The 13783-nt window shown below is 56.0% G+C and carries 13 protein-coding genes; 7 read left to right on the forward strand and 6 right to left on the reverse strand.

Annotated features, from left to right (window positions below):
* Positions 1–21 precede the first annotated feature (21 nt).
* Together AB3N39_RS17590 and AB3N39_RS17595 are read left to right on the forward strand one after the other, a co-directional pair.
* The gene (locus AB3N39_RS17590) at positions 22–426 is read left to right on the forward strand and encodes a hypothetical protein (RefSeq protein ID WP_032659974.1); all 405 of its coding nucleotides are present in this window, start codon (positions 22–24) and stop codon (positions 424–426) included.
* Between the two features lies 1 nt (position 427).
* Positions 428–877 carry a cytoplasmic protein gene (locus tag AB3N39_RS17595; RefSeq protein ID WP_143345546.1) on the forward strand — a complete coding sequence of 150 codons (450 nt, stop codon included), beginning with the start codon at positions 428–430 and terminating at the stop codon, positions 875–877.
* A gap of 41 nt (positions 878–918) precedes the next feature.
* On the opposite strand, the gene exbD is transcribed toward AB3N39_RS17595, so the two are convergent.
* Positions 919–1344, reverse strand: coding sequence for a TonB system transport protein ExbD (gene exbD, locus AB3N39_RS17600; protein WP_023309173.1), 426 nt, complete (start codon positions 1342–1344; stop codon positions 919–921).
* 4 nt (positions 1345–1348) lie between these two features.
* Positions 1349–2080, reverse strand: a complete 732-nt coding sequence (exbB, locus tag AB3N39_RS17605) for a tol-pal system-associated acyl-CoA thioesterase (protein WP_023333405.1) — start codon at positions 2078–2080, stop codon at positions 1349–1351.
* A gap of 251 nt (positions 2081–2331) precedes the next feature.
* Between exbB and metC the strand changes: the two genes are divergently transcribed.
* Positions 2332–3519: a cystathionine beta-lyase gene (gene metC / locus AB3N39_RS17610; RefSeq protein WP_143345548.1), complete on the forward strand. Its 1188-nt coding sequence runs from the start codon at positions 2332–2334 to the stop codon at positions 3517–3519.
* A 143-nt stretch (positions 3520–3662) separates the two neighbouring features.
* Positions 3663–4322, forward strand: coding sequence for a DedA family general envelope maintenance protein YghB (yghB, locus tag AB3N39_RS17615; protein WP_143345549.1), 660 nt, complete (start codon positions 3663–3665; stop codon positions 4320–4322).
* Between the two features lie 48 nt (positions 4323–4370).
* Here yghB and AB3N39_RS17620 read toward each other — a convergent pair whose 3' ends face one another.
* Positions 4371–5270: an AraC family transcriptional regulator gene (locus tag AB3N39_RS17620; RefSeq protein ID WP_248175044.1), complete on the reverse strand. Its 900-nt coding sequence runs from the start codon at positions 5268–5270 to the stop codon at positions 4371–4373.
* A gap of 193 nt (positions 5271–5463) precedes the next feature.
* On the opposite strand from AB3N39_RS17620, the gene yqhD reads away from it, so the two are divergent.
* Both yqhD and dkgA read left to right on the forward strand, forming a co-directional pair.
* Positions 5464–6627, forward strand: a complete 1164-nt coding sequence (yqhD, locus tag AB3N39_RS17625; protein WP_115876280.1) for an alcohol dehydrogenase — start codon at positions 5464–5466, stop codon at positions 6625–6627.
* A 105-nt stretch (positions 6628–6732) separates the two neighbouring features.
* Positions 6733–7560, forward strand: coding sequence for a 2,5-didehydrogluconate reductase DkgA (gene dkgA, locus AB3N39_RS17630; RefSeq protein ID WP_021242117.1), 828 nt, complete (start codon positions 6733–6735; stop codon positions 7558–7560).
* 83 nt (positions 7561–7643) lie between these two features.
* Here the strand turns inward: dkgA and AB3N39_RS17635 are convergent, their stop codons facing one another.
* On the reverse strand, positions 7644–9815 hold the full coding sequence (locus tag AB3N39_RS17635; RefSeq protein ID WP_367896923.1) for a YgiQ family radical SAM protein: 2172 nt from the start codon (positions 9813–9815) through the stop codon (positions 7644–7646).
* A 199-nt stretch (positions 9816–10014) separates the two neighbouring features.
* Here AB3N39_RS17635 and AB3N39_RS17640 point away from each other — a divergent pair, with 199 nt between their 5' ends.
* Positions 10015–11490: a TrkH family potassium uptake protein gene (locus tag AB3N39_RS17640; RefSeq protein WP_111963275.1), complete on the forward strand. Its 1476-nt coding sequence runs from the start codon at positions 10015–10017 to the stop codon at positions 11488–11490.
* 30 nt (positions 11491–11520) lie between these two features.
* Here the strand turns inward: AB3N39_RS17640 and ftsP are convergent, their stop codons facing one another.
* Both ftsP and plsC read right to left on the reverse strand, forming a co-directional pair.
* On the reverse strand, positions 11521–12933 hold the full coding sequence (gene ftsP, locus AB3N39_RS17645) for a cell division protein FtsP (protein WP_252093442.1): 1413 nt from the start codon (positions 12931–12933) through the stop codon (positions 11521–11523).
* 58 nt (positions 12934–12991) lie between these two features.
* On the reverse strand, positions 12992–13729 hold the full coding sequence (plsC, locus tag AB3N39_RS17650) for a 1-acylglycerol-3-phosphate O-acyltransferase (RefSeq protein WP_045404006.1): 738 nt from the start codon (positions 13727–13729) through the stop codon (positions 12992–12994).
* Positions 13730–13783: the final 54 nt, after the last annotated feature.

Genomic DNA, 13783 nt, shown 5'->3' on the forward strand with positions numbered 1-13783 from the left:
TGAAATTAAAGGAAATTAAAAATGCTGCCCGACTATCTCGTCCCGGCTAAGTACCACATTACGCCTGTGGAACAGCAACCGACGGAAGCAGAAAAAGAGGCCAGTTTCACTCAGGGGAAAAGAAAGCTCTCTGATTTCGAGCCCGATATATTAATTGGTGTTTCCCGAACTGGCAAATCGCGAAATATGTTGCTGGAAGAGCACGATCGTCATATAAAAGACCGCTTATTTCGCGCTATAAAAATTGAAGCCTTTGTCCACCTGCTGAATGACCTGCAGGCCGAGGGAGAAATAGATGCCCAGAAACTAAGTCAAATAATAGCCGAGAAAACCGAAGAAATTAATGAAGCGGGCAATGAAATTTGGCTTAATTTAATTACGCGCGAAAAAAACAACCCAATTTTTTATAGCCTGGGGGAAGATTAACGTGAAAGAAGTTAAAAATAACGACGTTTATTTGACTTTAGATGATAAAAAAAGTGATGAATTTATCTTAAAGCAAAATCTCGACGCACTACGAAACACAAAAAATGACGAGATGACGCGCATTACACAAGACCTGGTATCGATCCCGGCGACGCTGGTGCGGCTTAAATGGCAGAATCGCCGTGAAATTTATCCGCTGCAGGTCAAAGAAGAAATTTACGGTGCCGTGATGAATGCCATCATTGAACAGCGGCCAGAGCTGAAAGAGAAGCTTCTGGGGCGCCTCGAGGCCAATTATCAGTATCTGCTCGCCAGAGAAATCGCCACCCTGCGTCTGACGCGCAAGCTGTCAGACGGTGAGTACCGTACCTCAAACGTCACCTGCGTTGCGCTTGATGAGGACGCGCTGGCAAATCCTTCTGCCGCACCAACGAATAACAAAAGCGCATAACCGACAGGCATAAAAAAAGCCGGCTTTCGCCAGCTTCTTTATCACTTCGAGGCCGCCTTTTCTTCGCCGACCAGTCCAATCTTCAGGTAACCCGCCTGATGCAGCGTGTCCATTACCTTCATCATGGTTTCATAATCCACGGTTTTATCCGCACGGAAGAAGACCGTAGTGTCTTTCTTTCCGCCCGTAAGCTGCTCCAGCGCCGGGATGACTGAGTCGGCCGTCACCGGGTCGTTCCCGAGGAACATGGATTTATCCGCTTTCACCGACAGGTAAATAGGCTTCTCCGGGCGCGGCTGGGGCTGGCTGGAAGATGCCGGCAGATTCACCTTCACATCCACCGTCGCCAGCGGTGCAGCTACCATGAAGATAATCAGCAGAACCAGCATGACGTCGATAAACGGCGTCACGTTGATTTCATGCATTTCGCCGTTATCGTCCAGATTTTCGTTTAGACGCATCGCCATACTATTAACCTGCGCGCAGTTTAGACGCCGCATGCACCGGCTTAACCGAGCTGGCATTCAGATCGAGATCGCGACTTTGCAGCAGCAGAACCTGCGCGGCAACGTCTCCGAGAGTCGCTTTATAGCTGCCAATCATACGCGCGAAGATATTGTAGATGACCACCGCCGGGATAGCGGCAACCAGACCGATTGCAGTCGCCAGCAGCGCTTCTGCGATACCCGGCGCCACGACCGCCAGGTTGGTAGTTTGGGTCTGCGCGATACCGATAAAGCTGTTCATGATGCCCCAGACCGTGCCGAAAAGACCGATGAACGGTGAGATCGCGCCGATGGTAGCCAGATAACCATTGCCGCGCCCCATGTGTCGGCCAACGGCCGCAACGCGACGCTCCAGGCGGAAACCGGTACGCTCTTTGATACCTTCGTTATCTTCACTGCCAGCGGAGAGTTCCAGCTCGTTCTGCGCTTCATTCACGAGCAGGGTGGTCAGGCTTTTCGCGTGGAAAGATGATGTCATATCTGAAGCCTGATCCAGAGAGCGGGCTTCAGCCAGCTGCTGCTGTTCCCGCTTCAGGCGACGCTTCTGCGAAAGCAACTCGGCACTTTTGCTGAAGAAGATAGCCCAGGTGACAACGGACGCCAGAATCAGGCCGATCATCACAATCTTAACCACGATGTCAGCATGCTGATACATGCCCCAAACGGAGAGATCCGTCTGCATCAAATTATTACCCACTCTGTATCTCCAGGACGCAAATCACAAAATCTGAGCGTAATAATATCAAAACGTCGTCGAATTGATAGTAGTTCTCATTAGTATTTGCATGGTGCCGTAATTTTCGCTCACTTTCCTTGCGCTTACGCAGTAAAAATTTCTTATGCGGTTTTTTGCTAATATTTTCTGCTTATTCGATAAGCCTCGGGGTGCAGTTTTTTCCAATCGTGGTAGTCTGGACGTCCAGACGTATAAAAACAGGGTTAGCGAACATGACAAAGAAGCATCTTGATACCACGCTGGTACAGGCAGGACGCAGCAAAAAATATACTCAGGGATCGGTCAACAGCGTGATTCAACGAGCCTCCTCGCTGGTGTTTGACACCGTTGAGGAGAAAAAAAACGCCACGCGTAACCGCGCGAAAGGCGGGCTGTTTTATGGCCGTCGCGGCACGCTAACCCATTTTTCTCTGCAGGAAGCGATGTGCGAGCTGGAAGGCGGCGCGGGCTGTGCGCTCTTCCCGTGCGGGGCGGCGGCGGTCGCCAACACCATTCTGGCGTTTGTGGAACAGGGCGACCATATCCTGATGACCAACACCGCCTATGAACCCAGCCAGGACTTCTGCACCAAAATCCTCAGCAAGCTCGGGGTAACGACCGGCTGGTTCGACCCGCTGATTGGTGAAGGCATTGCCGAACTTATTCAGCCAAACACGCGCATTGTGTTCCTGGAATCTCCGGGGTCGCTCACCATGGAAGTTCACGACGTGCCGGCTATCGTGAAGGCCGTACGCAACAAAGCGCCAGAGGCGATCGTTATGATCGACAACACCTGGGCGGCAGGCGTGCTGTTCAAAGCGCTGGAATTCGACATTGATATTTCGATTCAGGCGGCAACGAAATACCTGATAGGCCACTCTGACGGTATGATTGGTACTGCGGTCTCCAACGCGCGCTGCTGGGATCAGCTGCGTGAAAATGCCTACCTGATGGGCCAGATGGTGGATGCCGACACGGCCTACATGACCAGCCGCGGTATCCGCACGCTGGGCGTTCGTCTGCGTCAGCACCATGAAAGCAGCCTGAAGGTCGCCGAATGGCTGGCGCAGCATACGCTGGTTGAGCGCGTGAATCATCCCGCATTACCGGGTAGTAAAGGCCATGAGTTCTGGCAACGTGACTTTACGGGCAGCAGCGGGTTGTTCTCATTCGTACTGAAAAAGCGGCTGAATAACGACGAGCTGGCGAGCTATCTGGATAATTTTACCCTTTTCAGCATGGCCTACTCCTGGGGCGGTTTTGAATCCCTGATCCTGGCTAACCAGCCGGAACAGATCGCGGCCCTTCGCCCCGGGGGTGAAGTAGACTTCAGCGGTACCCTGATACGACTGCATATCGGTTTAGAAAATGTTGACGATCTGATTGCCGATTTAGCAGCAGGGTTCGAGCGTATCGTGTAGAGTGCTGGCTGAAAATGTACTCTCTGGACGCTTTTGTGGACACGGCAATGAGAAAAGTCTGCATGAGTTGCGCCCGGGATCAAACCCGACGGGCGAATAAGGGAGTACAATAGCGCTATATCTGCTGTTCCACAGGAAAGTCCATGGCTGTTATTCAAGATATTATCGCGGCGCTCTGGCACCACGATTTTGCCGCGCTGGCGGATCCTCACGTCGTCGGTATCGTCTATTTCGTGATGTTCGCAACTCTGTTTCTGGAAAATGGATTACTGCCAGCCTCGTTTTTACCCGGTGATAGCCTGCTTTTACTTGCCGGGGCGTTAATCGGGAAAGGCGTCATGGACTTCACGCCAACGATGGTTATTCTCACCTCCGCAGCCAGCCTGGGCTGCTGGCTGAGCTATCTTCAGGGCCGCTGGCTCGGGAATACCCGCGTCGTAAAAGGCTGGCTGGCGCAGTTACCGCATAAATATCATCAGCGTGCGACCTGCATGTTCGATCGCCACGGCCTGCTGGCATTGCTGGCGGGGCGTTTCCTGGCGTTTGTTCGCACCCTTCTGCCGACGATGGCGGGCATTTCCGGTCTGTCGAACCGCCGCTTCCAGTTCTTCAACTGGCTGAGCGCCCTGCTGTGGGTGGGTGTAGTCACCACGCTTGGCTATGCGCTGAATATGATCCCTTTTGTGAAACACCACGAAGATCAGGTGATGACCTTCCTGATGGTGCTGCCGATGTTCCTGCTGGTGGCGGGTCTGGTGGGAACCATCGCGGTGGTGATTAAGAAGAAGTACTGCAGCGCATAATTCAACAAAGCCGGGTGGCGCTGTCGCTTACCCGGCCTGTGTTTCACCTCAGGCTCCCTGCATCGTTCTGATACGTGACGCATCTTCTCCCGGCGTAACGCCGAAATAGCGCTTAAACTCCCGACTGAACTGCGACGCACTTTCATAGCCCACCCGCATCGCCGCCGCGCTGGCCTTCATGCCGTCGTGGATCATCAACATCCGCGCCTTATGCAGCCGGTAGGTTTTGAGGTACTGCAGCGGAGAGGTGCTGGTCACCGACTTAAAGTTATGGTGAAACGCCGAAACGCTCATATTGGCTTCCGCCGCCAGCTGGTCGACGCTGAGGTTTTCCGTGTACTGGCTTTCGATACGCTTGAGCACGCGGCTTATCAGGCTGAAGTGGGTCTGTCGGCTCACCAGGGCCAGTAACGCTCCGCCCCCCGGGCCCAGCAGCACGTGGTAGAGAATTTCGCGGACGATCTGCTTGCCCAGAATACGCGCGTCCAGCGGCCTCTCCATTACGTCCAGCAGACGCTCAATGGCGCAGAGGATCTCTTCAGACAGCGTCGCCGAATTAATCCCGCTCGAGGCCATCGAAGGCTGGAAGAGTTCATCTTCGCCAATCTCCATCAGCAGCTCCTGCAGCTGGAGGATGTCGACATTGACGCGGATCCCCGCCAGCGGAACCGCCTCTGTCGCGAAGGTTTCACATTCAAAGGGTAAAGGTACCGTCAGGAGAAGATATTCATTGGTGTCGTAGCGGAACACGCGCTCGTTGATATAGCCAATTTTATGGCCTGAAAAGAGAAAAACGATGCCCGGCTGGTACATGACCGGCGTGCGCGTCCCCGGCTGCGTGCCATAGAGCAGGCGAATATCCGGCAGCAGATCGCTGGCACGATTATCATTATCTATCAATCTCTTAATCTTCACAGTGAGCTGCTGGCAGATAGCCTCACGGTTCATCTTGCTTTACTCCGGGTACGGTTTTCGACGCTAACAGTGTGCGTCGTTTTCCGCGCTTTCTCCAGCGCTTTGTAGAAATGGGCAAGACATCGGCAGGAATGTGCATTGAGGGGATAGCCCCGGACGGCCACAATGTGCAGCATCAGGTCGCCCTCTGCGCACCACGGTTTTTCACCCACAAAGGGAACGAGCAATGAACAACTTTAATCTTCACACCCCAACCCGCATTCTGTTTGGTAAAGACGCTATCGCTGACCTGCGCGCGCAGATCCCTGCTGACGCCCGCGTACTGATCACCTACGGTGGCGGCAGCGTGAAAAAAACCGGCGTACTGGATCAGGTTTATAGCGCGCTGGACGGTCTGGACGTGCGTGAGTTCGGCGGTATCGAACCAAACCCGTCTTACGAAACGCTGATGAACGCGGTGAAAATCGCCCGCGAAGAAAACGTCACCTTCCTGCTGGCCGTCGGCGGCGGCTCCGTACTGGACGGCACCAAATTCATCGCTGCGGCAGCGCACTACGCTGACGGCATCGATCCGTGGCACATTCTGGAAACCCGCGGCAGCGACATTAAAAGCGCCATCCCGATGGGCTCCGTGCTGACCCTGCCAGCCACCGGTTCTGAATCCAACAAGGGCGCGGTGATCTCCCGTAAAACCACCGGTGACAAGCAGGCCTTCATGAACGAACACGTTCAGCCTGTGTTCGCTATCCTGGACCCGGTTTACACCTACACCCTGCCTGCGCGTCAGGTGGCGAACGGCGTGGTCGATGCCTTTGTTCATACCGTTGAGCAGTACGTCACGTACCCGGTGAATGCCAAAATTCAGGATCGCTTCGCGGAAGGCATTCTTCTGACGCTGATTGAAGAAGGTCCGAAAGCGCTGAAAGAGCCTGAAAACTACGACGTTCGTGCCAACGTGATGTGGGCCGCCACACAGGCGCTGAATGGCCTGATCGGCGCTGGCGTGCCGCAGGACTGGGCGACCCACATGCTGGGCCACGAGCTGACGGCGATGCACGGTCTGGATCATGCTCAGACGCTGGCCGTTGTGCTGCCTGCGCTGTGGAATGAAAAACGTGATACCAAACGCGCCAAACTGCTGCAGTACGCTGAGCGCGTGTGGAACATCACCGAGGGTTCTGACGACGCGCGCATTGATGCCGCCATCGAAGCGACCCGCAGCTTCTTTGAAGGTCTGGGCGTGCCAACGCGTCTGTCCGGCTACGGGCTGGACGGCAGCTCCATCCCTGCCCTGCTGGCGAAACTCGAAGAGCACGGCATGACCCATCTGGGCGAGCACGGCGATATTACCCTGGACGTCAGCCGTCGTATTTACGAGGCGGCACGCTAAGCGTTTTTGTCCCCCCGACTTTCGTTTTTTGACATTTCGTCCAGACTTAATGCACACCCCATCGCCGGAGTCTCCCTCCGGCGATGCGCACCTTAAGGAGGAAAAATGGCAAACCAAACCGTAATCAAGCTGCAGGACGGCAACGTGATGCCCCAGCTGGGGCTAGGTGTATGGAAAGCCGGTAACGACGAGGTCGTCTCCGCCATTCATAAAGCCCTGGAAGTCGGCTATCGGTCGATTGACACCGCCGCCGCGTACAAAAACGAGGACGGCGTGGGGACCGCACTGGCCAGCGCCGGTGTCCCCCGCGATGAGTTATTCATCACCACGAAACTGTGGAATGACGATCAAAAGCGTCCCCGCGAGGCCCTGCAGGAGAGCCTGGAGAAGCTCCAGCTCGACTTCGTCGATCTTTATCTGATGCACTGGCCGGTCCCGGCTATCGACCATTACGTTGATGCCTGGAAAGGAATGATTGAACTGCAGAAAGAGGGGCTGGTGAAAAGTATCGGCGTCTGCAACTTCCAGGTTCATCACCTGCAGCGGCTGATTGACGAGACGGGCGTCGCGCCTGTCATTAACCAGATCGAACTGCATCCGCTGCTGCAGCAGCGTCAGCTTCACGCCTGGAACGCCACGCATAAAATCCAGACCGAGTCCTGGAGCCCGCTGGCACAGGGTGGCGAAGGCGTGTTCGATCAGAAAATTATTCGCGACCTGGCGGATAAATACGGCAAAACCCCGGCGCAGATCGTCATTCGCTGGCATCTGGACAACGGCCTGGTGGTGATCCCGAAATCGGTCACGCCATCGCGCATCGCCGAGAACTTCGACGTCTGGGATTTCCGTCTGGACAAAGATGAGCTGGGGGAAATTGCGAAGCTGGATAAGGGCAAGCGGCTTGGGCCGGACCCGGATCAGTTTGGCGGGTAATTGCGTAAAAAAGCCGGGTGGCGGCTTCGCCTTACCCGGCCTGCGTTTCTACATAAAAACCCCGGCTTGCCGGGGTTTTTTATTTACGCTTTGCGCTTCACGGGCTTCTTAACACTCGAATTACCATTCGAACGCTGATGCACAATCGGTGTGTGCTTGGTCAGAGCCGGGCGCGTATTGCGGTTCTGGCGACGCGCTTCGCGCATCTCATCCAGCGTCGGGGCCGGTACCAGGCAGTCGCGGCGGGAGCCGATCAGGTGTTTTTTACCCATCTCTTCCAGCGCCTGGCGGATCAGCGACCAGTTTTTCGGATCGTGGTAACGCAGCAGCGCCTTGTGCAGACGACGCTGTTTGTCCCCTTTAGGCACCACCACCTCTTCACTCTTGTAGCCAATCTTACTCAGCGGGTTCTTGCCGGTGTAATACATGGTCGTCGAGTTGGCGAGCGGTGACGGATAGAAGTTCTGCACCTGATCCAGGCGGAAGCGGCGCTGCTTCAGCCACAGCGCCAGGTTCACCATGTCCTCATCACGCGTGCCCGGGTGCGCAGAGATGAAGTACGGGATCAGATACTGCTCTTTGCCCGCCTGCTTCGAGTAGGTGTCGAACAGCTCTTTAAAGCGATCGTAGCTACCCATGCCCGGCTTCATCATCTTCGACAGCGGACCTTCTTCGGTATGCTCCGGCGCAATCTTCAGATAGCCGCCGACGTGGTGCGTCGCCAGCTCTTTGATGTAGCGCGGATCTTCCACGGCGATGTCATAACGTACCCCGGACGCGATGAGGATCTTCTTGATGCCTTTCAGGTCACGCGCGCGTCGGTAGAGGTTAATCGTCGGCTCATGGTTAGTGTCCATGTGCTCGCAAATGCTTGGATAGACGCAGGAGAGGCGACGACAGGTTTGCTCTGCGCGCGGCGACTTGCAGCGCAGCATGTACATGTTCGCGGTTGGACCGCCGAGGTCGGAAATCACGCCGGTAAATCCAGGTACCGAGTCGCGAATCGCTTCGATCTCATTGATGATCGAATCTTCAGAGCGGCTCTGAATAATGCGCCCTTCGTGCTCGGTAATCGAGCAGAAAGAACAGCCGCCGAAGCAGCCGCGCATGATGTTGATCGAGAAGCGAATCATCTCATACGCCGGGATACGGGCGTTGCCGTAAGCAGGGTGCGGCACGCGCTTGTACGGCAGCGCAAAGACGCTGTCCATCTCTTCGGTGGAAAGCGGGATCGCCGGCGGGTTGATCCAGATAAAGCGCTCGCCGTGCTTCTGCATCAACGCGCGGGCGCAGCCAGGGTTGGTTTCATGGTGCAAAATACGGGACGCGTGCGCGTAGAGCACCTTGTCGGCTTTCACCTTCTCATAGGAGGGCAGCAGCACGTAGGTCTTTTCCCACGGCTTCGGGCGCGGAGGCTGCACGACGATAGCCTTCGCTTCCGCTTTCTTTGGCTCTACCGGCTTGTTATCGGCACACGGCAGATCTTCGCCGTACGGGTGCGGGATCGGGTCGATTTTGCCCGGCATATCAATGATGCGGGAATCCACCCCGCTCCAGCCCGGCAGCGCCTCTTTCACCATAATGGCGGTATTGCGCACGTCGCGGATGCTGCTCACCGGCTCACCCTGCGACAGACGGTGCGCCACTTCCACCAGCGGACGCTCGCCGTTACCGTAAATCAGCATATCGGCTTTGGAATCCACCAGCACCGAGCGGCGTACGGTATCTGACCAGTAGTCGTAGTGGGCGGTGCGGCGCAGGCTCGCCTCGATGCCGCCCAGGATCACCGGCACGTCTTTCCAGGCTTCTTTACAGCGCTGGGTATAGACCAGGGTTGCGCGGTCGGGGCGTTTGCCCGCCACGTTATCCGGCGTGTAGGCATCGTCATGGCGCAGCTTACGGTCGGCGGTGTAGCGGTTGATCATCGAATCCATGTTGCCTGCGGTCACGCCGAAGAACAGGTTCGGTTTACCCAGACGCATAAAGTCGTCTTTGCTGTTCCAGTCAGGCTGGGAGATGATCCCCACGCGGAAGCCCTGCGCCTCAAGCATACGGCCACAGATGGCCATGCCGAAGCTCGGATGGTCAACGTAGGCATCACCCGTGACCAGAATGATGTCGCAGCTGTCCCAGCCCAGTTGGTCCATCTCTTCCCGGGACATCGGCAGGAATGGCGCCGGTCCAAAGCAGGCCGCCCAGTACTGGGGCCAGGAGAAGAGGTCACGATCCGGCTGGATCAGGGAAATTGCGCTCATAATGCTTCCGAAGAAAAAATAAACAAAAGGAGCGGGATTATACGCTGTTCATCCGCCGGATTTGAAGAAAAGGATGCAGGAAGCAGGCAGATATTCACGGAACTCGTTAAAATACAGCGCTCTGATAATTTTGGATCATAATATTCACTATATTTTCCGGTGATTTGTCCCGGAATGCGTGTTTGTGCGGAGCTCAGTTGTGAAGCCCAACGATTCGTTACATGTCTCCCAACTGCGGGTTGTCCTTCACCTCTGCGGTTTTCTGGTTCTGCTGTACAGCCTTTCTATGCTGCCGCCGATGGTTATCGCCCTGCTGAATAAAGAGCGGACCTACTTTGCCTTTCTGACCACCTTTTTAACCTTTTTTACTCTCGGAGGGCTAACCTGGCGGGCAACCCGTCACGCGGGCATACAGCTGCGCACCCGCGACGGTTTCGTGATCATCGTGCTGTTCTGGCTGCTGTTTTCATTGATTAGCGCCATGCCGCTCTGGATGGATGACGGGCTACAGCTCTCTTTTGCCGACTCGCTCTTTGAAGGGGTTTCCGGGATCACCACCACCGGGGCAACGGTGATCGGGGACGTCAGCGCCCTGCCTAAATCGTACCTTTATTACCGCGCTCAGCTGAATTTCATTGGCGGGTTAGGCGTCATCGTGCTGGCCGTCGCGGTCCTGCCGCTGCTGGGCATTGGCGGCATGAAGCTCTATCAGTCAGAGATGCCGGGGCCGTTCAAGGAGGAGCGTCTGACTCCCCGCCTTGCCGATACCGCGCGCACGCTGTGGGTGACCTACTTCGCGCTGGGCGTGGCCTGCACCCTGGCCTACTGGCTGGCGGGAATGTCATTTTTTGACGCCCTCTGTCACGGGCTGTCGACCGTGTCGCTGGGCGGGTTCTCCACCCGCAGCGAGAGCATTGGGTTTTATGACAGCCACGCGATTGAGCTGGTCGCCGGGGCGTTTTCACTGCTCTCCGCGTTCAACTTCACCCTCTGGTACGTCGCCATTGTCAGACGCACCCTGAAACCGATTCGCCGCAGCCCGGAGGTTAAATTCTTTCTGAGCGCCGCCGCGGTGATTATCGTCATCACCGCCTGGCAGGTCTGGCATGCCGGGATGTACAACGCCACTGATAGCCTGGTGCATGCCTTCTTCCTTGCCAGTTCGATGATGACCGATAACGGCCTTTCGACAGCCGACTATGCCCAGTGGCCTGCACACACCATCTTCCTGCTGTTGAGCGCCAGCTTTTTTGGCGGCTGCGTAGGCTCGACCTGCGGCGGGATCAAAGCGCTGCGTTTTCTCATTATGTTCAAGCAGAGTATTCAGGAGATGAACCAGCTGGCGCATCCGAGAGCGCTGCTGAGCATTAAGGTGGGCAAAAGCGTGGTGAATGAACGCGTCCTGCGGTCGGTCTGGAGCTTCTTTTTTCTCTACGTGATGATTACGGGCTTTTTTGTCTGGTCGCTCAATCTGATGGGCTACGACCTGTTTACTTCATTCGCAACGGTTGCCGCCTGCATCAACAACATGGGGCTGGGGTTTGGCGAGACGGCGTCGACGTTCGGCACGTTAACAGAGGGGGCAAAACTGCTGATGTGCGCGGCGATGATCTTAGGGCGTCTGGAAATTTATCCGGTGCTGATACTGTTCTCGCGCTTTTTCTGGCGGGCATAAAACATTCCCGGCGAACCGGGAATGTCAGGATTATGGGGCAGGGTTGATCAGCATCTGCCCTACGGAGCCCCTGTCCATCATCTCCAGCGTCTGGCTGTGGAACAGGAACGGGAAGTGCGGCCACGAAGGCTGACCGTAGTAGACAAGCAGCTCAACCTGGCCGTCCACCCAGACGGTATCTTTCCAGCCGCGGTCTTCCGGGAACGGCATGGCACCGTTGACGTTGCGGATCAGGAACGACACCCCTTCAATATGGAACGACTGCGGCATATCTGAACGCACCGTCCAGCGCTCCCAGGTACCCTGCTGCGCGGTAATGTCGATGCGGTTGACGTCCCACAGCGCGCCGTTGATGCCCGGGTCGTCGCCGAGGCTGATATCACGGCTGCGCACCGGCGAGCCGCTCATGATCTCCTGCGGCAGCAGGCGCATGGGCAGGCTATCGGTCACCAGCGGCAGCAGACCGGTTGGACGCAGGGTCAGCACCAGGGTCGAGACCAGAATGCTCGACGGTTCAAAGAACCCGCGAATACGGTCGACAATGCTGGCCGCTTCACCGCAGGTGACAGATACTTCATCCCCATTGGTCATATCAATGAGAACTTCGCGACGTTCGCCCGGCGAGAGCGCAAGCTGTTTGACGGACACCGGCGCCGGTAAAAAGCCCTGATCGCCGGAGATCACGTGCAGCGGACGGCCATCGCTCATTTGCAGCTGATAGCGGCGCGAGTTAGACGCGTTGAGCAGGCGCAGGCGCACCCAGCCGCGAGAAACTTCGACATACGGGCTCTGCGCGCCGTTAACCAGCAGCGTATCGCCGACGAAGCCACCGCTGCCCGGCTCGCTGTATTCAGGCGTGCCGAAGTTATCCAGACGTTTGTCCTGGATGATAATCGGGAAGTCATCCACGCCGTAGTGATTCGGGATCGGCAGAGATTTGCTGACTTCATCTTCCACAAGCCACATGCCGGCCAGGCCGTTATAGACCTGCTGCGCCGTGCGGTTAGGCGTGTTGGCGTGATACCACAGGGTTGCCGCGCTCTGGCGAATCGGCAGAACGGGCGCCCAGTCTGCGCTGGGTGACATCATTCGCGCCGCGCCGCCAATCAGCGGGCCAGGCACCTGCAGGCCGCTGATGGTCATAGCGACATTTTCAGAGGTACGGTTACTGTAGATGAGCTTTACGTCATCGCCATTCCACACGCGTATTGTCGGCCCGAGGTAACGTCCGTTAATGCCCCAGACGGGCGCACGCGTCCCCTGGGTAAAGGACCAGTGGCTACGCTGCAGCGTCAGGAAAAGCGGCTGACCGCGACGGGATTCAATGAGTGGCGGTATAGGCAGCGGCTGTTGCTGCCCGGCGGCGCTGGCTGTCAGCGGCATCGCACCCGCACAAAGGGCGATCCCCGAAGCCTGAATAAACTGACGCCGACTGAGTGACATATAAGCTCCATCTGAAACGACTAACAACGCGGGAATTCGTTTTCCCTTCAACGCCGGGTTAAATCTTACCGGCGGCTTCTCTCTCTGCGACTTCTTTGTCGAGCTGCGCAATATGCTGAGCCATCAGCTCACGGCAGTGTGCTGCCAATTCGCGCACCTGATCTTTACCGTATTTGCTGGTATCGACAGGTGGCAGCATTTCGACAATCACCAGCCCGTTATTCAGGCGGTTAAGATTAATCTTATTCGAAGTATTGGAAACGCACACAGGAATAATTGGAACACCTGCCGCAATTGCAGCATGAAACGCACCGGTTTTAAACGGCAGCAGGCCGCGACCGCGGCTGCGCGTTCCTTCCGGGAACATCCAGATTGAGATTTTGCGCTTTTTAAAATGATTCACCACTTCCGCAATGGTGCTGTGCGCTTTTGCACGATTATTACGGTCAATCAGCAGGTTACCGGTAAGCCAGTACAGCTGACCAAAAAACGGGATCCACAGCAGGCTTTTTTTGCCCACCGTCACGGTCGGTGGAAGCACGATATTAGAGGCCGTCACCATATCGTAGTTGTTCTGATGGTTGGCAATATAGATGGCGTTACCGAAATTCTCCGCCCCTTCCGGCAGACGTTTTTCAACCTTCAGGCCAAACAGCGGAGCAAGGCGCCCGAACATATGGCCAAAGGTGGCGACATGCTTCGGATTACGCGGGCTGAACAGGCAATAAATAGAGCCGAAAATACAGACCAGAATACAGTAGATGACGGTAAGAATAAGACGAACAATATATAGCATAGCGACCTCTGAAGCCCCAACAGCTGACAATTATACTTCACCTGTGGCCAGGTA

Origin of the sequence: Enterobacter vonholyi (genome assembly GCF_040834095.1) — a bacterium.
Lineage (GTDB): Bacteria > Pseudomonadota > Gammaproteobacteria > Enterobacterales > Enterobacteriaceae > Enterobacter > Enterobacter vonholyi.

What these genes read in the sequence shown, in the direction of transcription:
- plsC (WP_045404006.1), bottom strand. Translation starts at nt 13,729, where the DNA reads ATGCTATATATTGTTCGTCTTATTCTTACCGTCATCTACTGTATTCTG.
- dkgA (WP_021242117.1), top strand. Translation starts at nt 6,733, where the DNA reads ATGGCAAACCAAACCGTAATCAAGCTGCAGGACGGCAACGTGATGCCC.
- exbD (WP_023309173.1), bottom strand. Translation starts at nt 1,344, where the DNA reads ATGGCGATGCGTCTAAACGAAAATCTGGACGATAACGGCGAAATGCAT.
- yghB (WP_143345549.1), top strand. Translation starts at nt 3,663, where the DNA reads ATGGCTGTTATTCAAGATATTATCGCGGCGCTCTGGCACCACGATTTT.
- yqhD (WP_115876280.1), top strand. Translation starts at nt 5,464, where the DNA reads ATGAACAACTTTAATCTTCACACCCCAACCCGCATTCTGTTTGGTAAA.
- metC (WP_143345548.1), top strand. Translation starts at nt 2,332, where the DNA reads ATGACAAAGAAGCATCTTGATACCACGCTGGTACAGGCAGGACGCAGC.
- AB3N39_RS17635 (WP_367896923.1), bottom strand. Translation starts at nt 9,815, where the DNA reads ATGAGCGCAATTTCCCTGATCCAGCCGGATCGTGACCTCTTCTCCTGG.
- ftsP (WP_252093442.1), bottom strand. Translation starts at nt 12,933, where the DNA reads ATGTCACTCAGTCGGCGTCAGTTTATTCAGGCTTCGGGGATCGCCCTT.
- AB3N39_RS17590 (WP_032659974.1), top strand. Translation starts at nt 22, where the DNA reads ATGCTGCCCGACTATCTCGTCCCGGCTAAGTACCACATTACGCCTGTG.
- AB3N39_RS17620 (WP_248175044.1), bottom strand. Translation starts at nt 5,270, where the DNA reads ATGAACCGTGAGGCTATCTGCCAGCAGCTCACTGTGAAGATTAAGAGA.